This is a genomic window from Pseudomonas sp. XP1 (assembly GCF_053557675.1).
On the sequence record NZ_JBNRIJ010000012.1, the window covers coordinates 120,269 to 140,676 of the forward strand.

Annotated in this window: 15 protein-coding genes; 2 read left to right on the plus strand and 13 right to left on the minus strand. The window is 62.5% G+C overall.

Going from position 1 to position 20,408, the window contains the following annotated elements:
• Positions 1-50: 50 nt before the first annotated feature.
• From selB to ACK1U9_RS13555, 9 genes are all read right to left on the minus strand, one after another.
• A complete protein-coding gene (gene selB / locus ACK1U9_RS13515) occupies positions 51-1,973 on the minus strand; it encodes a selenocysteine-specific translation elongation factor (RefSeq protein WP_449109947.1) in 1,923 nt (640 codons plus the stop codon).
• A complete protein-coding gene (gene selA / locus ACK1U9_RS13520) occupies positions 1,970-3,397 on the minus strand; it encodes an L-seryl-tRNA(Sec) selenium transferase (RefSeq protein ID WP_196173897.1) in 1,428 nt (475 codons plus the stop codon). The genes selB and selA overlap by 4 nt, the downstream gene beginning before the upstream one ends.
• Positions 3,398-3,556: 159 nt before the next feature.
• Positions 3,557-4,477 carry a formate dehydrogenase accessory protein FdhE gene (gene fdhE / locus ACK1U9_RS13525; protein ID WP_284386231.1) on the minus strand — a complete coding sequence of 307 codons (921 nt, stop codon included), beginning with the start codon at positions 4,475-4,477 and terminating at the stop codon, positions 3,557-3,559.
• Between the two features lie 4 nt (positions 4,478-4,481).
• A complete protein-coding gene (locus ACK1U9_RS13530; RefSeq protein WP_196173899.1) occupies positions 4,482-5,138 on the minus strand; it encodes a formate dehydrogenase subunit gamma in 657 nt (218 codons plus the stop codon).
• Entirely contained in the window at positions 5,135-6,085 is a 951-nt protein-coding gene (gene fdxH / locus ACK1U9_RS13535) for a formate dehydrogenase subunit beta (protein WP_046615930.1), read from the minus strand. Before fdxH ends, ACK1U9_RS13530 begins: the two co-directional genes overlap by 4 nt.
• Positions 6,085-9,153 carry a formate dehydrogenase-N subunit alpha gene (gene fdnG / locus ACK1U9_RS13540; protein ID WP_146190409.1) on the minus strand — a complete coding sequence of 1,023 codons (3,069 nt, stop codon included), beginning with the start codon at positions 9,151-9,153 and terminating at the stop codon, positions 6,085-6,087. Before fdnG ends, fdxH begins: the two co-directional genes overlap by 1 nt.
• A gap of 272 nt (positions 9,154-9,425) precedes the next feature.
• Positions 9,426-10,187: an SDR family NAD(P)-dependent oxidoreductase gene (locus tag ACK1U9_RS13545; protein WP_153670942.1), complete on the minus strand. Its 762-nt coding sequence runs from the start codon at positions 10,185-10,187 to the stop codon at positions 9,426-9,428.
• Positions 10,188-10,208: 21 nt separating this feature from the next.
• Positions 10,209-10,994 (minus strand): sulfite exporter TauE/SafE family protein, encoded by a 786-nt coding sequence (locus ACK1U9_RS13550; protein WP_046615926.1) that lies wholly within the window; start codon positions 10,992-10,994, stop codon positions 10,209-10,211.
• A 31-nt stretch (positions 10,995-11,025) separates the two neighbouring features.
• The gene (locus ACK1U9_RS13555) at positions 11,026-12,051 is read right to left on the minus strand and encodes a TauD/TfdA family dioxygenase (protein WP_153670941.1); all 1,026 of its coding nucleotides are present in this window, start codon (positions 12,049-12,051) and stop codon (positions 11,026-11,028) included.
• A 444-nt stretch (positions 12,052-12,495) separates the two neighbouring features.
• On the opposite strand from ACK1U9_RS13555, the gene ACK1U9_RS13560 reads away from it, so the two are divergent.
• Positions 12,496-13,896 (plus strand): aminotransferase-like domain-containing protein, encoded by a 1,401-nt coding sequence (locus ACK1U9_RS13560; protein WP_046615924.1) that lies wholly within the window; start codon positions 12,496-12,498, stop codon positions 13,894-13,896.
• 232 nt (positions 13,897-14,128) lie between these two features.
• On the opposite strand, the gene ACK1U9_RS13565 is transcribed toward ACK1U9_RS13560, so the two are convergent.
• The 3 genes from ACK1U9_RS13565 to ACK1U9_RS13575 all read right to left on the minus strand — a co-directional run bounded on the left by ACK1U9_RS13565 (position 14,129) and on the right by ACK1U9_RS13575 (position 16,843).
• Positions 14,129-14,587 carry a hypothetical protein gene (locus ACK1U9_RS13565; RefSeq protein WP_181381655.1) on the minus strand — a complete coding sequence of 153 codons (459 nt, stop codon included), beginning with the start codon at positions 14,585-14,587 and terminating at the stop codon, positions 14,129-14,131.
• Between the two features lie 309 nt (positions 14,588-14,896).
• Positions 14,897-15,439 (minus strand): single-stranded DNA-binding protein, encoded by a 543-nt coding sequence (locus ACK1U9_RS13570; RefSeq protein ID WP_046615922.1) that lies wholly within the window; start codon positions 15,437-15,439, stop codon positions 14,897-14,899.
• A gap of 9 nt (positions 15,440-15,448) precedes the next feature.
• On the minus strand, positions 15,449-16,843 hold the full coding sequence (locus tag ACK1U9_RS13575) for an MFS transporter (RefSeq protein WP_015268752.1): 1,395 nt from the start codon (positions 16,841-16,843) through the stop codon (positions 15,449-15,451).
• Positions 16,844-16,972: 129 nt separating this feature from the next.
• On the opposite strand from ACK1U9_RS13575, the gene uvrA reads away from it, so the two are divergent.
• Positions 16,973-19,807 carry an excinuclease ABC subunit UvrA gene (gene uvrA, locus ACK1U9_RS13580; RefSeq protein WP_046615921.1) on the plus strand — a complete coding sequence of 945 codons (2,835 nt, stop codon included), beginning with the start codon at positions 16,973-16,975 and terminating at the stop codon, positions 19,805-19,807.
• A 135-nt stretch (positions 19,808-19,942) separates the two neighbouring features.
• Here the strand turns inward: uvrA and bfr are convergent, their stop codons facing one another.
• Positions 19,943-20,407 carry a bacterioferritin gene (bfr, locus tag ACK1U9_RS13585; RefSeq protein ID WP_003257116.1) on the minus strand — a complete coding sequence of 155 codons (465 nt, stop codon included), beginning with the start codon at positions 20,405-20,407 and terminating at the stop codon, positions 19,943-19,945.
• Position 20,408 lies beyond the last annotated feature (1 nt).

Sequence of the window (20,408 nt, forward strand, 5' to 3'; positions counted from 1 at the left end):
CCGGGTTTGAAGCCCGGCCGCGCCACCGGGCGCGATTGCCTTCCTTGAACTCAGTGCCTGGCCTGCTGCTGGGCCAGGGCGCTGTCGACGCGAATGTGACGCTGATCGGCCACCCTCCGGGTCAGGCCGATGCGGTCGAAGTACTCCAGAATCTGCACACTGCGCTTGCGACCGATGCCCAACATATCGCGAAACGCGGCAACCTGCACTATCGGCGTTTCACTGGCCTGCCCCAGCAGCAGCTCTGCCATGCGCTTTAGCGTCGCCTCGGGGTAGAACAGGTCGCGCACCACCTGGTGCACCAGGCCCAGCCGGGCCAGCTTGCGCAGCAACAGGCGCACATCGGCTTCGGCACAGTTTTCCTCGCTTGCAAGCGTCCTGACCCAGGGCGGATCGTATTGCCCCGCCAGCAACTTCGGTTGCAGACTCGCCCATAACACACTGTCGGCTTCGCTCAGCTGGACCTTGTGATCAGGCAGATGCAACCAAGGCCCGCTGCTGGCAACGGCGCCGTCCTCGAGCAACTCATCCAGCAGGCTGACAAAAGCGGGCCGCTCCAGCGGCAAGGCAGCAAAACGACGCAGGCGGTCGCGGTCCGGGCCGAGCTGGTCGGGCTCCTGTTCATGGAACAGTGCCAACTGCTCCAGCACCTGGCGCTTGAGCGCCTGCCACCGGGCACTGGCAAACAGCAGTTGACCCTGCCGCGTGGCAATCACCTGCACGTCTTCCGGCAACTGCCAGGTTTCGCGCAAGCGATTGAACTGCCGCTCCAGACGCTGCGGGTCGATCCCCCCTGGTGCGCTGGCAAGCAGTGCCGGCAGGGCCTGCTCCAGGTCCTCGGCATCGCGCAGCACCTGTAATTGGCGCAGGCGCTCATCGCTGCGACGCTGACGGCTTGGGGCGAACGGGTCGAGCACCTTGCCGCCCCCCAGGGTGCGCTGGGCACGCTGGTCGCGCAGTACCAGACGATCGCCGTGTACCGCCTGCAGCGGCGCGTTCAGCAGCAACTGGGCGAACATGCGCTGGCCCGCCGCCAGGGTTTCACCTTCGAGCAAAGCCACCCGGGCGGTTACGTCCTGGGTGCCGAGGTGCACGTGCACAGCGCTGAAATGTTCGAAGGTACGGGTCTCGCCCGGCAACAGGTTCAGCTCGATATCCACCCGCACGCTGGGAGCGTGCAGCCACTCGGGCACCAGCCAGTCACCCCGGCGCACCTGCTCCACCGTCAGCCGTTCGGCAGCGATGTTCAGTGCCACCCGCTGGCCCGCCTCGGCCACCAGCGCGGCCTGGTTCTGTGCATGCAGGCCACGCACCCGCACCGGTTTGCCGGCCTTGCCCAGCAACAGGGTGTCGCCGGCACTCACCCGCCCGGCCAGCGCCGTGCCCGTGACCACGACACCCGCACCGGTAACGGCGAAGGCGCGGTCGACGGCCAGACGGAAACCGCCACGCACGCTGCGCTGGCGTACACGCTGTTGCGCGGCCAGCAAGGCCTGGCGCAGGGCATCGATACCTTCGCCGGTCACACTCGACAACGGAAACTGCCGTGCACCGGCATAAGGGCCCGGCGCCAGCAGTTCGCTGACCTGTGCCTGCACTTCGGCCAGGCGGGTTGGCTCTACCCGGTCGCATTTGCTGATCGCCACCAAGGCCTGGGGGATCCCCAGCAGTTCGATGATCGCCAGGTGCTCTCGGGTTTGTGGCATCACCCCGTCGTCGGCAGCCACCACCAACAGCACCAGGTCGATACCGTGGGCGCCGGCCAGCATGTTGTGGATAAAGCGCTCATGGCCCGGTACGTCGATGAAGCCGGTCAGCGCTACCCCCTCGGTCAGCGCCGCATAGCGGTAGCCAAGGTCGATGGTCATGCCACGGGCGCGCTCCTCCTGGCGATGGTCACCGGCTTGGCCGGTCAGGGCCTGGAGCAGTGCGGTCTTGCCGTGGTCGATGTGGCCGGCGGTACCAACGATCACTGTACCGGCCCCAATTGCAAGGCAGGCAACTGCGCCAGCCACTGGGCTTCGTCATCTAGTTGGCGCAGGTCCAGCCACAGTGCGTCATCGGCGATACGGCCGAGCACCGGCACCGGCAAGTCACGCAAGGCCCGCTCCAGAACATGCAGGCTGCGCCCGCGCAACTTCTTCGACACCTGCGGGCGCAGGCACAACGCCGCGCTCGGCAGGCGGGCCACCGGTTGGCTGCCACTGCCGATCATACCCAGCGCCGGTTCCACGCTGACCGCCCATTGCTCGCCGAGGCGGGCTTTGAGCTCTGGCGCCAGACGCTCGGCCTGGGACTGGATTTCGGCTTGGCTGCGGGTCAACAGGCGCAGACTGGGCAGGCGCTCGGCCAGGCGGTCGGGGTTGCGGTACAGCGCCAGCACCGCTTCGAGTGCGGCCAGGGTGATCTTGTCGACACGCAGCGCGCGCTTGAGCGGGTTCTTCTTGATCCTGGCGATCAGTTCCTTGCGCCCGACGATGATCCCGGCTTGCGGCCCGCCCAGCAGTTTGTCGCCGCTGAAGGTGACGATATCGGCGCCGTCAGCCAGGGCCTGGCGCACGGTCGGCTCGGCGGGCAGGCCCCAGCGGGTAAGGTCAAGCAGGCTGCCGCTGCCCAGGTCTTCGAGCAGCGGCAGGTCATGTTGGTGGGCGATGCGCGCCAGCTCGCCGGTGGGCACCTGGGTAGTGAAGCCCTGGATGCTGTAGTTGCTGCAATGCACCCGCATCAGCAGGCCGGTACGTGGGCTGATGGCGGCCTCGTAGTCACGGGCGTGGGTGCGGTTGGTGGTGCCGACTTCGTGCAGCTTCACGCCGGCGCGGGCCATGATGTCGGGGATGCGGAAGGCACCGCCGATCTCGATCAGTTCGCCGCGGGAGATGACCCCCTCCTTGCGGGCGCCCAGGCTGTTGAGCGCCAGCAGCACGGCGGCGGCGTTGTTGTTGACCACGGTTACGGCTTCGGCGCCGGTCAACTCGCGGATCAGGCCTTCGATCAGGTCGTCACGATCGCCGCGCTTGCCGGTGGTCAGGTCGAATTCCAGGTTGAGCGGGTAGCGAGCGGCGGTCTGCATTGCCTCGATGGCCTCCTCTGGCAACAGGGCGCGGCCTAGGTTGGTGTGCAACACGGTGCCGGTAAGGTTGAACACACGGCGGACCTGGCTGCGTTGCTGTGTAGCCAAGCGTTCGCCAGTGCGGCCCAGCAGGACTTCAGCAGCCAGTTCGGCAGCGCTGAGCTGGCCGGTGCGGGCGGGGTCGCGCAGGTCATCGAGCAATTGCCGCAGGGTGGCGAGGACCGCGTCGCGGCCGTGGCGGTCGATCAGCGGGAGGCAGGCTGGGTGGCGCAAAAGGGTGTCGATGGAGGGCAGGCGTGGGGTGTCGCTGGCAAGGCTGGAGGACATGCGGTACTACCTTGGACTGATCCGTTGTCTGTACTGGCCTCTTCGCGGGTAAACCCGCTCCCACAGCGGCAGCGCAAGCCTCAATAGCTGCGCTGGCCCCGCGGGAGCGGGTTTACCTGCGAAGAAGGCGACTCGGTCTTACAGTGTAGACACTCTCCACTACCCGGGTGCGAGCATCAGGTTCGGTGCCAACCGATGAAACCCCTCCTCGTCCAGGCGAATGTCCAGTGCCAGGCTGGCCAGGTCATCGGCCAGCGGCTCGGCCGCAGCATCGTTTTCCAGGTAATTCTGCTTCAGGTAGCTCTCGCACTCCGGGCAGCACTCCGCGCGCAGCGGCGCCTTGCCCGGCGCATGGCGGTCATCGTCAAGGCTGGTATAGCGCAGGTCCTTGCTCGACTCGCAGTACACGCACTTGACCCGCACCACATGCCATTCGCAGGCACACAGCGAACAAGCCAGGTAGCGCAGGCCATTGTGCTTGCCGCGGTTGCGCACCACCCCGGCCATCGCCGGCGAACCGCAGGCCGGGCACTGGGCCAGGCTGCCGGCAGGCTTGAGCTCTGGCGTGGGCAGCGCCAGCAACCATCTGGACCAGGCCGCCTGCAAGGCCGCCCCTATGAACGGCACCAGCGCCGCAGGCACGGCATCGTACTGACCGGCAAGCAAGGCAATGCCCCAACCCTTGCGTTGATGGTCGTCACTGCTGTGCAGGGCTTGCAGCGCCTCCCCCAACGGACCACTGGTGTACGTGTCGAGATGCTCAAGCAAGGCTTGCAACCAGACCAGCCACGGCCCCTCACGCACCAGGCTGTCCGCCGCCAGAGGCGGCAAACCATGACTTATGCACAGGCGCTGACGCTCCTCGGCCACCGGCATGCCAGCGGGCGGGTTATTCACAAGCTGCTGCTGGATAAGGCACAAACGAGCCACCAGCTTCAGGTATTCGCCAAGGGCATTGCCCTCGGCCAACTGCTCCAGGCGCGCGGCGCGCAGTTCGAACAGGTTGGCGGGGGGCAGGTGCAGAAACGGCGGCATTACCGCCGACGCTTCGATCTGCCCGGGTTCGAGTATCGTGCTCAAGCGCTCATCCTTCTTTTCGTCCGTGATTGCCCGGCGTCTTGTCGCCGGTCACTTCGCGGTACCACAACTCATGGTGCTTGCGCGCCCAGGCGCGGCTGACCCAGCCATGCAGCATGGCGCCGATCGAACCTTTGATCCAGATGCCGGCGTAGATGTGCACGATGATGCTGAGGATCAGCACGAACGCCGCCAGTGCGTGGAGCAGCGCGGACAGGCGAATGACCTCGATGCCGAACAAATGGCTGAAGTATGCGCGCCAGATCACCACGCCGCTGACCAACAGAACCAGCATGCACACCAGCAGGGTCCAGAACAACAGTTTCTGCCCGGCGTTGTACTTGCCGATCGGTGGTACACCCTCCTCCTTGTTGAGCATCACCTGGTCCACGCGGCGTAGCCACAGGCGGTCGTTGGCAGTGATGAAGTTGGCCCGCCAGAAACGCAGCACCAGGCCGAGGAAGAACACGAACATCGCCACCCCGATGAAGGGGTGCAGGATGCGTGTCCACGGCCCACCGCCGAACAGGTTGCTGAGCCAGAACAGTGCCGGATGGAACAGCGCAAGCCCCGACAGGCCAGCCAGGACGAACAGGATCGCGACGACCCAGTGGTTGCTGCGCTCGTTGGCGTTGTAGCGCAGGATGGGTTTGTTGTCGTTCATGGCCGCTGCTCCCCTTGCCCACCGGGCTTGGTCGGATCATAGACATGGACCGACGGGTCCACCTGGTGCACGCTTTCATCCGCAGGTATCGGATGTTCGTCCTCTTCCACCCGCTGTGGCCCGACCCGCACATAGTGGAAAAACCCGGCCAGCACCGCCGCGCCCATGGCAAGCAGCGCCAGCGGCTTGGTGAAGCCCTTCCACAGCCCCACCAGCGGGCTGATCACCGGCTGGTCCGGCAGGCCGGCGTACAGCTTCGGCGTGTCGGCATGGTGCAACACATACATCACGTGGGTGCCACCGACGCCATCCGGGTCGTACAGCCCGGCCTTGTCGTAGCCCCGCGATTTGAGGTCGACGATGCGTTCGGCTGCATGAACCTTCATCTCGTCCTTGGTGCCGAACACGATCGCCCCGGTCGGGCAGGTTTTCACACAGGCCGGCTCCAGGCCCACGGTCACGCGGTCGGAACACAGGGTGCACTTGTACGCCTTGTGGTCCTTCTGCGAGATGCGCGGGATGTTGAACGGGCAACCGGTGATGCAATAGCCACAACCGATGCAGTGGTCCTGGTTGAAGTCGACGATGCCGTTGGCGTGCTTGATGATTGCCCCCGGGCTCGGGCACGCCTTCAGGCAACCTGGCTCGGCGCAGTGCATGCAACCGTCCTTGCGAATCAGCCACTCCAGGTTGCCGTCGTCGCGCTCGTGCTCGGTGAAGCGCATCAGGGTCCAGGTCTCGGCGGTGAGGTCCTGGGGATTGTCGTAGGTGCCGTGGTTGTGGCCGACCTCGTCACGCAGTTCGTTCCACTCCGAACACGCCACCTGGCAGGCCTTGCAGCCGATGCACTTGGTAGTGTCGATCAGCTTGGCGACTTCCTGCTGCTGGCGTACCGAAGGCGGTACGGTGGTGGTGGCCGAGCGGGCGATGATGTCTTGGCTGGCCATCAGAGTTTCTCCACTTTGACGAGGAACGACTTGGACTCTGGCGTCTGGGTATTGCCGTCACCCAGGAAAGGCACCAGGGTGTTTGTCAGATAGCCATGCCGCGTAGCCCCGGTGAAACCCCAGTGCAGTGGGATGCCGATCTGGTGCACGGTCTGGTTGTTGACCTTGAGCGGGCGAATCCGCTTGGTCACCACCGCCACCGCATCGATATGCCCGCGCTTGCTCGACACCCGCACCCGGTCGCCGGCCTTGATACCTTTCTCGTTGGCCAGCACCTCGCCGATTTCGACGAACTGCTCGGGCTGGGCGATGGCGTTCAGCCGGCAATGCTTGCTCCAGAAGTGGAAGTGCTCCGTCAGCCGGTACGTGGTCGCCGCGTAGGGGAACTCGTCGTGCTTGCCGAGGCTGTCCCACACCGAATCGAAGACCCGCCCAGCCGGGTTGCTGGTGGCCTTCTTGTTCTGCGGGTGCAGCGGATTGATGCCAATCGGCGTCTCGAACGGCTCGTAGTGCTCGGGGAACGGGCCTTCGGCCATCTTGTCGATGGCGAAGAACCGCGCCACGCCTTCGGGGTTCATGATGAACGGGTTCATCCCCGCCTCAGGCGGCGAGTCGACCTTGAAGTCAGGCACGTCTGTGCCGGTCCAGGCCTTGCCGTTCCACCACACCAGGCGTTTCTTCTCCGGGTCCCACGGCTTGCCTTGCGGGTCGCTGGAGGCACGGTTGTAGAGGATGCGGCGGTTGGCTGGCCAGGCCCAGGCCCAGTTCTGCACCTGGTGCATGCCGTACGGGTCGCTGTTGTCACGTCGAGCCATCTGGTTACCCTGCTCGGTCCAGCTACCGGCGAAGATCCAGCAGCCGGACGCGGTGCTGCCGTCGTCCTTGAGCTGGCCAAAGCCCGCCAGTTGCTGGCCGGCCTTGATCACTGCGCCAGTCGGGTCGGTGACGTCGGTCACCGCCCAGCCGTTCATTTCCTTGGCCAGCTCCTCCGGGGATGGCTCTTCAGGGACCTTGTACGGCCAGCTGATGTTCATCAGCGCATCAGGGTAGGCGCCGCCCTCGGCCTGGTAGCGTTGGCGCAGGCGCAGGAACAGCTCGCTCATGATGTGAACGTCGGTGCGGGTCTCGCCCGGGCCGTCGGCGCCCTTCCAGTGCCACTGCAGCCAGCGGCTGCTGTTGACCAGCGAGCCGTCTTCCTCGGCAAAGCAGGTGGTGGGCAGGCGGATCACTTCGGTCTGGATATTGGCCGTGTCGACATCGTTGAACGGCCCGGCGTTGCGCCAGAACTCCGAGGTCTCGGTGGCCAACGGGTCCATGATCACCAGCCACTTGAGCTTGCCCAGGGCCGCGGTTACGCGGTTCTTGTCCGGCAGCGCGGCAATCGGGTTGAAACCCTGGCACATGTAGCCGTTGACCTTGCCTTGGCCCATCATCTCGAACATGCGCAGCACGTCGTAGGCCGGTACATCGAGCTTGGGCAACCAGTCGTAGCCCCAGTTGTTCTCTGCGGTGGCATTGGCGCCGTACCAGGCTTTCATCAGGCTGACGTGGAACTTGCCGTAGTTCTGCCAATACGACAGTTGCCCAGGGCGCAGCGGCTTGGAGGCGCGCTTGTCGATATAGGCGGCATAGTCCTGCTCTGCGTCGCCAGCCAGGGTCAGGTAGCCCGGCAGCGAGTTGGACAGCAGCCCAAGGTCGGTCAGGCCCTGGATGTTGGAATGCCCCCTCAAGGCGTTGACACCGCCACCTGGCATGCCGACGTTGCCAAGCAGCAACTGGACCATGGCCGCGCTGCGGATGATCTGAGCGCCGATCGAGTGCTGCGTCCAGCCCAGCGCGTAGAGGATCGTCATGGTCTTGCCCGGTACCGAGCAGGTGGCGATCTCTTCCCAGATCTTCAGCATGGCGTCCTGCGGCATGCCACAGGTCATGCTCGCCAGTTCCGGGGTATAGCGGCTGTAGTGCTGCTTCATCAGCTGGAACACGCAGCGCGGGTGCTGCAGGGTCGGGTCGACCTTGGCAAAACCGTCCTCACCCAGCTCGTAACCCCAGCCGGACTTGTCGGCATACACGCGCTTGGCCTCGTCGTAGCCGCTGAACAGGCCATCCTCGAAGCCATAGTTCTCTTTGACGATGAACGACACATCGGTGTAGTTGCGCACGTACTCGTGCTGGATCTTGTCGTTGCTCAGCAGGTAATTGATCAGCCCGCCCATGAAGGCGATATCGGTACCAGTACGGATCGGTGCGTAGTAGTCCGCCACCGAAGCGGTACGGGTAAACCGCGGGTCGACCACGATCAGCCGCGCCTTGTTGTGCGCCTTGGCCTCGGTCACCCACTTGAAGCCGCACGGATGCGCTTCTGCTGCGTTGCCCCCCATTACCAGGACCAGATTCGCGTTGGCGATATCGGACCAGTGATTGGTCATGGCGCCACGGCCGTACGTCGGGGCAAGACTTGCCACCGTCGGGCCATGTCAGACACGAGCCTGGTTATCGAACCCCAGCATGCCTGTTGCGCGGACGACCTTGTGGGTCAGGTAGCCAGCCTCGCTGGAGGCGGCGGAAGCAGCGAGAAAACCGGTGGTGATCCAACGGTTGACCGTTTGCCCCTGGGCGTTCTTTTCTATGAAGTTGGCGTCGCGGTCCTGCTTCATCAGGTCGGCGACGCGATCGAGCGCCTCATCCCAGCTGACCCGCACCCACTCCTGGCTGCCCGGCTTGCGTACCTCGGGGTACTGCAGGCGGCTCGGGCTGTGGATGAAGTCCAGCAGGCCAGCGCCTTTCGGGCAGAGGGTGCCGCGGTTGACCGGGTGGTCGGCGTCACCTTCGATATGGATGATGTTCTGTTTGACGTTCTTGCCCGCATCGCCCTGGCTGTACATGATCAGGCCGCAGCCGACCGAGCAGTAAGGGCAGGTGTTACGGGTTTCCTTGGTATGCGCCAGCTTGAAGTGACGCACCTGCTCGGCAAATGCTGGTGTAGGGGCCATGCCCAACGCCGCAAGGCTCGAGCCTCCAAGGCCGACGGCGGCGACCTTGAAGAACTGCCGACGGTTCAGGTCCATCGTGCACTCCTGATCAGGTGGTGGACGCACGGAACATGGCCGGCGCCTCTTGGTAGTCACGGTGGCGGCCAATTGATGGCCGCCAAGAGTTAAGACTAGCCAAGAATCGAGAAGGTGCGATGACATGGGTCAGTTGAAGGCGCTGTGTTGCCTGATTCGCGGGTAAAAACGCTCCCACAGGTACTGCACATGCCCGAAGCACGGCGCTATTTCTGTGGGAGCGGGCGTGCTCGCGAACACCGGCAACGCCGGTGCCATCCACCATCGGCCGATCAGCAAAGCGGCAGGTTGCGCACCACGTTCAGCGCCGCGCTGCTCTGCGCCACCGGCATGATCTCGATGGTATTGATGTTCACATGCGCCGGCTGCTCGGCAATCCATGCCACCGTGGCCGCGATGTCCTCGGGCAGGATGGCCTCCACATCCCGATACAGCGCCTGCACGGCATCCAGGTCACCATTCAGGCGCACCACCGAGAAATCGGTCCCCGAGCACAGCCCAGGCTCGATGTTGCTCACTCGCACGCGGGTGCCCGCCAGGTCGGCGCGCAGGTTGAGGCTGAACTGGCGGACAAAGGCCTTGCTGGCGCCATACACATTACCGCCTGGGTAGGGGTAGGTGCCGGCGATCGAGCCGATGTTGATGATCATGCCACTGTCGCTTTCCACCATCTGCGGCAGGATCTTGTGGGTGACCATGGCCAGGCCGGTGATGTTGGTGTCGATCATTCGCTGCCAGTTTTCCGCACTGCTTGCCTGGGCACGGTCCACGCCCAGCGCCAGCCCGGCATTGTTGACCAGCAGGTCGATCTGCAGCGAAGCATCACTAATCTGCTCGACCGCCGTCTCTAGCGACAACGGGTCGGTGACGTCCAGCGCCAGCGGAATGAAATTGACGCCCAGCTCGGCCTCCAGCGCTTGCAGCTTGTCCATGCGCCGGGCACCACCGATCACGCGGTAGCCTTTGCCGATCAAGGTACGGCAGATGGCGCGGCCAAAGCCCGAGGAGGCGCCGGTTACGAATGCGGTTTTCATCAGTTGTCTCCTATGGAAGGGTCAGGCCAGGTACTTCACGCCCAGGCTGGTGAACAGGCAGAGCATCGAGAACACCAGCGCCTTGCGCACCACTTCGTTGCCTTTGCGCAGGGCCAGCGCGCTGCCAAGGTGGTTACCGAGGATGTTGCAAGCCACCAGCGGCAACGCCAGCAGGTAGACGACCTTGCCGGCAATGACGAAGGCCACCAGGGCGCCGATATTGGATGCGAAGTTGAAGGTTTTGGAGTTGGCCGAGCTGGAGACCAGGTCCATGCGCAGCAGGTAATGGAAAGCGATGATGAACATGCTGCCGGTACCGGGACCGAAGAAGCCGTCATAGAAACCGATGGCCAGGCAGGTCAGGGGGACCACGGTGAACAGCATGCGCGATGACAGTTCGCGCTCTTCGACCGGGCGGTCCTTGGGGGTGAGGAAGATGAGGATGCCGAAGGGGATCAGCGCCAGGATGATCTTGCCTACGGTTTCCTGGGAGATCGACACGATCAGGTGCGCTCCCAGGTAGGCACCGAGCAGCGAGAATGGCACGCCGACCAGCGCTACCTTCCAGACCATCTTGCTGTTCGCCAGGAAGTTGCGGATGGCCGCCAGCGTGCCGAGGGTACTGACCAGTTTTTCCTGGCCGAGGGCAACCTGGGGTGGCATGCCAACCAGCAGAAAGCCCGGCACCAGGAACAGCCCGCCGCCACCGGCAATGCTGTCGACGAAGCCGGCAACGAAGGCAATTGCCCCGAGCATGAGGATCGCCAGCAACCAGTGTTCAGCCCAGAAAGCGCCTAACAGTTCCATAACAGTACGTCCATCGAGTCAGTGAAAGAGATCAGGAGAGAACTTCGTAGAGGTGATCGGCCCGGGCGAAGTGCACCCGGTTCAGGTCGTTTACTGCGAACAGACGCAGCAGCCAGCGGTCGGCACCATCGTTCTGTGGCTCGAAGCCATCGCGGGCATGCAGCACGCGCTGGTTCTTGAAGATCATGAAATCGCCAGGCAGCAGCAGGTGCGGCTCATCGAAGCGGCGGGTTTCCAGCACGCTGCGCAGGCTGCCCAGGGCCTGTTCGGCACGCAGGTTCAGGCCGTGGGTGTTTTCGCTGTCGAAGCGGCACAACCATTCGCCAGCGTGACCACGCGCCAGGACTGGCAACTCGGCGGTGCAACGGCGGTTGCCTGTGAAGGAGTCCGGGCGACGGATTTCGAACTGGGGCAGGCACAGTTCGCGCACGGTCGATGCGGGTAGTGCTGCGACCACGGCATCGAGGTTTACCAGTGTGGTGCTGATGCGCGGGTCACAGCGCATACCGAAGAACGACAGGTACTCCGGGCAGCAGGAAGCGGTGCCAAGCGGCTCGGAAGAAAGCGGCAGGTCCGGGTTGTCCACATGATAGGAAAAGCGCAGCCGCGAACCATGGGAGCTCTTGTGGCTGGACGAACTGCGCGACGGTATGACATGGCGGAACAGGTGACCATCGTTCTCCCCTTCATAAACCACTGGGTTGATCCCCATCAGACTCTGCATGGTCAGGCTGACCAGGCAGGCAATGGGTGTGCTGCGCGGGCTGAGCACGCCCGAATAGGGCGTGGGCGGGATATCCCGATCGCGCGGGCAGTTGCGCACGATCATGCTGGTCAGGTGCGGGTCTTCGACAAAACCGCGGATCTGCTGGCACAGCGTCTTGCCCAGCACTTCCTGCGCCTGATCCTTGATCTGTGGGTAAAGCTCTTTGCTCGTCTCGAAATCGAGCGGGGTGTTGTTCAGCAGGGTTTGCCAGGCGCTGGAGGTGACCCACGGCAGGCGGATCTCCAGTGCGGTCCGAGGCTCGGCCCCTTGATGCAGTTGTGCGCTTTCCATTTCGAGTGATATTCCATTGAGGCGGCTTGAGGCCGTTCGGTGTCGTGCTAAGCCGGGCAGAGGCGGCAGACGTTGTATTTTTTGAAGCCGTTCACAGCTGTGCGACGCCAGCGATTGACGCCGCTGGCCGCAATCGCACATTGCATCGACTCAATCATTGTAATTACAAAAATAAAATCGATTCAATTCATTTTCGATAGCGTAAACCCTCAGGATTGAATCGATTCAATCAACTCATTGATTTCAAAAGATTTCTATCTATCGTCACGAGATACGGTGTACGGCCGGCGAAAGGATCGCCTTTTGACGACGGGTGTCCGCTACGAACGCACAACAACCCAAAGCGACTCAATCAAGGTAATTTACCTGTACGAAAACACAATTACTTCCATCAGACCTTTCGTGCTAGGCTTCCGCGTTCTCGCAGATTCTGGTGCCATTTCTATGTGGGTTCCTCACTACAGCGACCTGGCGCAGCCGGTCTACCTGATGATTGCCGACGCCTTGGAACAAGACATTGGCAGTGGCCGGCTGGTGGCTGGCGAACGCTTGCCGACACTCAAGGATCTGGCCGAGTCCCTGAACGTGACCCCCGGCACCATCGGGCGCGCTTACGACGAAGCTGCCAAGCGCGGCCTGGTGGTAGGCGAAGTCGGCCGCGGCACCTTCGTGCTGCAGCAACGGCAGCTGCAAAGCTCTCCTCCTGCCCCGGTCGCACAGCCAAAGCCCGTGGCCGCCGAACGTGAGAGCGGCCAGATTGACCTGTCGATCATCAAGCCCAACGATGCCCACATGACCGACTGGCTGCGCGGAGCCATAAACGAGCTGGCCGCGTCGCCCGGCCTGGCGCAGGTACTCGACTACGTCACCGATGGCGGCCATGCGACCCACAAGCAGGCCGGTGCCGCCTGGATCCAGCGCTGGCTGCCCGAGGCGCGCTGGCAGCAGGTAGTTCTGACTTCAGGGGCCCAGCACGGCCTGCTGGTGGCCATCAGCAGCCTGTCGAAGAGCGACGATGTGGTGCTGTGCGAGTCGTTCTGCTACCCAGGCATCATCTCCCTGGCCCACAGCATGGGCCGCCGCCTGCGCGGCGTGGCCATGGACGAGCACGGCCTGATTCCCGAGGCACTGCGCGCGGCGTGCCTGGAGCACCGCCCTTCCCTGCTGGTGTGCGTCACCACCCACCAGAACCCGACTAACTCGATCATGCCCCACGCACGGCGCCAGGCCATCGCCGAGATCGCCCGCGAGTTCGACCTGTTCATCGTCGACGACGATATCTACGGTTTCCTTGAACCCGCACCGGATTACCAGCCACTGGCGGCGTATGCGCCCGAACGCTCGGTATACCTCACCAGCCTGTCCAAAAGTGTGCTGCCAGCACTGCGCATCGGATACCTGTATGCCCCACCGCAAACCCTCTCGCGGCTTTCGTCGATGGTACGCAGCAGTGTCTGGATGCCCTCTCCGTTGATGGCGCAATTGGCCAGCAACCTGGTCAACAGCGGCATGGCTGACCAGTTGGTGCGGGTGCAACAGGAGGAGGCGGCCGAGCGCCAGCAAATGGCCCGGGAGATCCTTGGCAAGTACAAGATCCGCAGCCAGCCCAACAGCTTCCATATCTGGCTGGAGTTGCCCGAGCCTTGGACAAGCGACGAATTCGCCAACCTGGCACGTAACAACGGAGTCACGGTAGTCAGTGGCAGCCAGTTCCTGCCAGAACGCAGCCACGCCAGCTGCGGCGTGCGCATCGCCCTGATGGCCCCCAGCCGCCAGGAACTGGGCTTTGCCCTGACCAAGCTGGTCAGCTTGCTGGACTCACCGGAGCCGCGGTTGTTTTATTGAACTGGACTGGTATTGGTGTAGCCGTGCCATTTTGGGGCACTATGCACCCGTTTCGCGACGCGAGGCCACTCCAACAGACACTCGGTGTCACAGGGTTTGATTTGTAGCCGTCAACAAAACAGGTGCAGCAGAACGGCACCAGCCAAGAACTGAGGGCAGACTGTCAAGTAAGAGGCATAACTTTAATCAATGACGCATGTGACTCTAACAAGGCCCGAGCATACTCGCTCGACTACAAGTCGATGAACACACTGAAATTATCGCCTTCCAGATATCGGACAGAAACCTGATCGCTAACATCTTGCCCATCTTCCGTTACAAACTTGTAATGGGACAGGAGAAAATCCTCCCGATAAACAATGCCTTCATCCCGCTGTTTCCCGCCCCACGCCATTATCAACCCACCGGCAATTGCAACGAGGCCGGAGTTCGCTTGTATGTGTTGAATCAGAGTAGGGCCTGAAAGCCGGTCATAATAAATAACCTCAGGACCGAACAGGAAGATGCCAAGGCCCAGTGCGGAAATTGCCAATCCAATGCCTATTAATACTCGACCGTAAAACGCAGCATCCCCAGCAGGCCCCTCAAGATGAGCTGCATATATCTCGGAAAAACCGGAGACATTGTAGTTTCGCGCCTCTGACTTCAGGTTTATTTGACCTAACAGGCATTCCTTCTCAGCACTTTGCATGATCCACTCCTTTAAAAAGTGAATACTAAGCGATCAGCATAGGAAAAAGTGCGCCCCACTAGAATTTCAGAAGTCTCTGACATTTACGGTCAGCGTTTCCTATAACCAATAAAGTTGGTAACTTCTTATAGGCACTTTTCCTACTCAATGGGCTGCCGAGTTTCCCGCAATATAGCGAAGCTGGCGCCCTATCTTCGCCGCTTTCTTTTTAGAGGAAAGCCCGCACAGCACTACACTGTTTGCTCATAAAAAAACCCAAGACATCTGCCTTGGGTTTTTGGTTTTTTGCCAACTGCTTAACGGCTTGGATCAGAACGGAATATCGTCATCGAAGCTGTCGAAGTCAGCCGCTGGCTGAGGGGCTGGCTGCTGCGGTGCCGGGCGCTGAGGGGCCTGTTGCGGCCGTGGGGCCTGCTGGCGCGGCGCCTGGTTGTACTGTTGCTGCTGGCCACCGCCGTAGTTGCCGCCACCCTGGTTGTATGGGTCACCGCCCTGCTGCTGGTTCTGCGGACGACCGCCGAGCAGCTGCATGGTGCCGTTGATGTCGACGATGATCTCGGTGGTGTAGCGCTTGATGCCGTCTTTTTCCCACTCGCGGGTCTGCAGCTTGCCTTCGATGTAGCACTGCGAACCCTTGCGCAGGTATTCGCCGGCGATTTCGGCAACCTTGCCGAACAGCGACACACGGTGCCACTCGGTACGCTCGACCTTCTGACCCGACTGCTTGTCGGTCCACTGCTCACTGGTAGCCAGGCTCAGGTTGGTCACGGCGTTACCGTTGGGCAGGTAGCGGACTTCGGGATCCTGGCCACAGGTACCGACCAGAATGACTTTGTTAACCCCACGGGCCATAACGTTCTCCTAGGCTTCGCACGCCGAAGAGGCCGGGTTCACCAGGCGCTCAAGGGTCGTACGGTCCAAAATTTTCGTATCCAGTTTGATATAGATGGCGGCTTCTTCCGCCACCACGACGGCGTCGGTCACACCTGGCACAGCCATCAGGCGCTCGGTCAGGCCGGCTTCCCGCACTGCCTCTGGCGTCAGCGGCATGCGCAGACTGGTCACATAGGGCGGCTCGTTCATGCGCAAGGCAACAACCAACCAGATGGCACACAGTACCGCACAACCGAGGAACACCATGTTCAGCCCGCCATGCTGGAACAACCAGCCACCAAGGATTCCTCCCAGGGCAGCACCGAGGAACTGGCTGGTAGAGTAGACCCCCATCGCCGTCCCCTTGCCACCTGCAGGCGACACCTTGCTCACCAGTGAAGGCAGCGATGCCTCCAGCAGGTTGAATGCAGTAAAGAATACCACGGTGCCGATCACCAGTCCGCGCAAACCGTCAGCCCACTGCCAGAAGAATACCTCCACCAGCAGCAACACACTGACCGCCCCGGCCAACACGCGTTTCATCTTGCGCTTTTTTTCGCCATAGATGATGAACGGGACCATTGCAAAAAATGAGATGAACAACGCGGTCAGGTACACCCACCAGTGCTGCTCCTTCGGCAGGCCGCCGCGCTCGACAAAGGCCAGCGGCAGTGCGACGAAGCTGGCCATGAGGATCGCGTGGAGGATGAAGATGCCCACATCCAGCCGCAGAAGGTCCGGATGGCGCAGGGTCGGGCCGATGGCCTGGCGCGCCACACCTGACTCACGATGCTGCAGGATGCTGTGGGTATTGGGCACCACAAAGGCGATCAGCAGGATGCCGACCAGGGCAAGTCCTGCCGTGGCGAGGAACAATCCTGACAAGCCAAAGGCACGAGTCAGCAATGGGCCGACAACCATGGCGACCGCAAACGACAGGCCGATGCTCATGCCGATCATGGCCATGGCCTTGGTCCGATGCTGCTCGCGGGTGAGGTCGGACAGCAGTGCCATGACCGCAGCGGAAATCGCTCCGGCGCCCTGCAGGATACGCCCGGCGATCACTCCCCAGATGGAGTCGGCCTGGGCCGCCAATACACTGCCCAGCGCAAAGATGACCAGCCCCAGGTAAATCACCGGCCGGCGGCCGATGCGATCGGAAATCATCCCGAACGGGATCTGCAATACGGCTTGCGTCAGGCCATAGGCACCAATGGCCAGGCCGATCAGCGCAGGCGTGGCACCGGCCAGGTCCATGCCGTAGGTGGCCAGCACCGGCAAGACCATGAACATGCCCAGCATACGAAAGGCAAAGACCAGGGCCAGGCCGCCAGCGGCGCGGGTTTCGCCGCCACTCATGCGCTCGTTGTGGGTGTCGTGCATGGATTAACCTCGTGTGAACCGGCGGCGATTCTATCAGTCCGACAGCTTGACGGCATCTACGCGACGCTTTGCCGCGTACTGGCAGGGCGCCGTATACTTCTTTGTTTATGCCCGCCGAGCGAGGCCGCAGTGGACAAGATCCTGATTCGTGGGGCACGTACCCACAACCTGAAGAACATCGACCTGACCCTGCCCCGGGACAAGCTGATCGTGATCACCGGCCTGTCCGGTTCCGGCAAGTCGTCCCTGGCGTTCGACACCCTGTACGCCGAAGGCCAGCGCCGCTATGTGGAATCGCTGTCGGCCTACGCCCGGCAGTTCCTGTCGATGATGGAAAAGCCCGACGTCGACACCATCGAAGGCCTGTCGCCAGCCATTTCCATCGAGCAGAAGTCGACCTCGCACAACCCCCGCTCCACGGTCGGTACCATCACCGAAATCTACGACTACCTGCGCCTGCTGTACGCCCGCGTCGGCACTCCGCGCTGCCCGGATCACGATATCCCGCTGGAAGCGCAAACGATCAGCCAGATGGTAGACCTGGTCCTGGAGCGCCCGGAAGGCAGCAAACTTATGCTGCTGGCGCCCGTTGTGCGCGAGCGCAAGGGCGAGCATCTGGCAGTGTTCGACGAATTGCGCGCCCAGGGCTTTGTGCGCGCTCGGGTCAACGGCAAACTCTATGAACTCGACGAACTGCCCAAGCTGGACAAGCAGAAAAAACACAGCATCGATGTGGTGGTGGACCGCTTCAAGGTCCGCGCCGACCTGCAACAGCGCCTGGCCGAGTCGTTCGAGACCGCGCTCAAGTTGGCCGACGGGATCGCCCTGGTGGCACCGATGGATGACGAACAAGGCGAAGAGACGATCTTCTCCGCGCGTTTCGCCTGCCCGGTCTGTGGCCATGCCATCAGCGAGCTGGAGCCGAAGCTGTTCTCCTTCAACAACCCCGCCGGCGCCTGCCCTACCTGCGATGGCCTGGGGGTGAAGCAGTTCTTCGACACCAAGCGCCTGGTCAATGCCGAGCTCACCTTGGCCGAAGGCGCGATCCGCGGCTGGGACCGGCGCAACGTGTACTACTTCCAGATGCTGGGTTCGCTGGCCGCGCACTACGGCTTCAGCCTGGAGGAGCCGTTCGGCCAGCTGTCGGCCGAGCACCAGAAGGTGATCCTGCAAGGCAGCGGCAAGCAGAGCGTCGACTTCAAGTACCTCAACGACCGAGGCGACATCGTCAAGCGCTCGCACCCCTTCGAAGGCATCGTACCGAACCTGGAACGTCGCTACCGGGAGACCGAATCGGCCACCGTGCGTGAAGAACTGGCCAAGTTCCTTGGCACCCAACCCTGCCCAGATTGCCGCGGCACCCGTCTGCGCCGAGAGGCACGGCACGTGTGGGTGGGCGAGAAGACCCTGCCGGCGGTGACCAACCTGCCGATTGGTGAAGCCAGCAACTATTTCGGCGAGCTGACCCTGACCGGTCGCCGTGGCGAGATTGCGGCGAAGATCCTCAAGGAAATCTGCGAGCGCCTGCAGTTCCTGGTCAACGTCGGTCTCGACTATCTCACCCTGGACCGCAGCGCCGATACGCTGTCCGGTGGCGAGGCGCAGCGAATCCGCCTGGCCAGCCAGATCGGCGCTGGTCTTGTGGGGGTGATGTATATCCTTGATGAACCGTCCATCGGCCTTCATCAGCGAGACAATGACCGCCTGCTTGCCACCCTCAACCACCTGCGCGACCTGGGCAACACGGTGATCGTGGTGGAACACGACGAGGATGCCATCCGCCTGGCCGACTACGTGGTGGACATCGGACCGGGGGCCGGCGTGCACGGTGGGCAGATCGTCGCCGAGGGCTCGCCGCAGGAGGTCATGGACCACCCCGACTCGCTGACTGGCAAGTACCTGTCCGGCCGCAAGAAGATTGTCGTACCGGCCAAGCGTACCCCGCGCAACAAGAAGCTACAGCTCAAGCTAAAGGGCGCACGTGGCAACAACCTGCAAAACGTCGACCTGGAAGTCCCGATCGGCCTGCTGACCTGCGTGACCGGTGTATCCGGCTCAGGTAAGTCGACGCTGATCAACAACACTCTGTTCCCACTGGCCGCAACTGCCCTGAATGGCGCAAGCAGCCTGGAGGCGGCGCCGCATGCCAGCATGGATGGCCTGCAGCACCTGGACAAGGTCGTGGACATCGACCAGAGCCCGATCGGCCGCACACCTCGCTCGAACCCGGCGACCTACACCGGCATCTTCACGCCGATCCGCGAGCTGTTCTCCGGTGTGCCGGAGTCGCGTTCGCGCGGCTATGGTCCGGGGCGTTTCTCGTTCAACGTCAAGGGCGGCCGTTGCGAGGCCTGCCAGGGCGATGGCCTGATCAAGGTGGAGATGCACTTCCTGCCGGACATCTACGTGCCGTGCGACGTGTGCAAGAGCAAGCGCTACAACCGCGAAACCCTGGAGATCAAGTACAAGGGCAAGAACATCCACGAGGTGCTGGAGATGACCATCGAGGATGCCCGCGAGTTCTTCGACGCAGTGCCGGCGCTGGCGCGCAAGCTGCAGACGTTGATGGATGTGGGGCTGTCGTACATCAAGCTGGGGCAGTCGGCGACCACCCTGTCGGGTGGTGAGGCCCAGCGAGTCAAGCTATCGCGCGAACTCTCCAAGCGTGACACCGGCAAGACACTGTACATCCTTGATGAGCCAACCACGGGCCTGCACTTTGCCGATATCCAGCAGTTGTTGGATGTGCTGCATCGCCTGCGCGACCACGGCAATACCGTGGTGGTGATCGAGCACAACCTGGATGTGATCAAGACCGCAGACTGGCTGGTGGATCTGGGGCCAGAGGGTGGCTCGAAAGGTGGGCAGATCATTGCCTGCGGTACGCCGGAGGAACTGAGTACGATGAAACAGTCGTATACCGGGCACTACCTCAAACCGTTGCTGGAGCGGGATCGGGCGTAAGGCCTTGGGGGCGCTTTGCGCCCCTTTCGCGACACAAGGCCGCTCCTACAGGCGATCGCGTAATCTCTGGATTGACGCGTTCAAATGTATGAGCGGCCTTGTGTCACGATAGGGCTGCAAAGCAGCCCCAGGCTTTTACATCTGCGACTGCAGGTAATTCTCGAGGCCAATGGCCTTGATCAGCCCCTGCTGCTTCTCCAGCCAGTAGGTGTGATCTTCTTCGGTATCAGCCAACTGGGCGCGCAGAATGTCGCGGCTGATGTAATCCTTGTGCAGCTCGCACAGCTCGATGCCTTTGCACAGCGCGCCGCGTACCTTGTACTCGAGCTTGAGGTCGGCCTCGATCATTTCCGGCACGGTGCTGCCCACTTCCAGGTCGTCCGCGCGCATGTCGGGGGTGCCTTCAAGCATGAGGATGCGACGCATCAGAGCATCGGCGTGCTGCGTCTCTTCTTCCATTTCGTGGTTGATGCGCTCGTAGAGCTTGGACAGGCCCCAGTCTTCGTACATACGCGAGTGAATGAAGTACTGGTCGCGCGCCGCCAGTTCGCCCTTCAGCAGCGTAACGAGGTAATTGATTACGTCCGGGTGACCTTGCATC

Excerpts from the sequence above, each read along its gene's own strand:
- selA (WP_196173897.1), bottom strand. The coding sequence starts at position 3,397 with ATGTCCTCCAGCCTTGCCAGCGACACCCCACGCCTGCCCTCCATCGAC.
- ACK1U9_RS13530 (WP_196173899.1), bottom strand. The coding sequence starts at position 5,138 with ATGAACGACAACAAACCCATCCTGCGCTACAACGCCAACGAGCGCAGC.
- fdxH (WP_046615930.1), bottom strand. The coding sequence starts at position 6,085 with ATGGCCAGCCAAGACATCATCGCCCGCTCGGCCACCACCACCGTACCG.
- ACK1U9_RS13545 (WP_153670942.1), bottom strand. The coding sequence starts at position 10,187 with ATGAAAACCGCATTCGTAACCGGCGCCTCCTCGGGCTTTGGCCGCGCC.
- ACK1U9_RS13550 (WP_046615926.1), bottom strand. The coding sequence starts at position 10,994 with ATGGAACTGTTAGGCGCTTTCTGGGCTGAACACTGGTTGCTGGCGATC.
- ACK1U9_RS13555 (WP_153670941.1), bottom strand. The coding sequence starts at position 12,051 with ATGGAAAGCGCACAACTGCATCAAGGGGCCGAGCCTCGGACCGCACTG.
- ACK1U9_RS13560 (WP_046615924.1), top strand. The coding sequence starts at position 12,496 with ATGTGGGTTCCTCACTACAGCGACCTGGCGCAGCCGGTCTACCTGATG.
- ACK1U9_RS13565 (WP_181381655.1), bottom strand. The coding sequence starts at position 14,587 with ATGCAAAGTGCTGAGAAGGAATGCCTGTTAGGTCAAATAAACCTGAAG.
- ACK1U9_RS13570 (WP_046615922.1), bottom strand. The coding sequence starts at position 15,439 with ATGGCCCGTGGGGTTAACAAAGTCATTCTGGTCGGTACCTGTGGCCAG.
- ACK1U9_RS13575 (WP_015268752.1), bottom strand. The coding sequence starts at position 16,843 with ATGCACGACACCCACAACGAGCGCATGAGTGGCGGCGAAACCCGCGCC.
- bfr (WP_003257116.1), bottom strand. The coding sequence starts at position 20,407 with ATGCAAGGTCACCCGGACGTAATCAATTACCTCGTTACGCTGCTGAAG.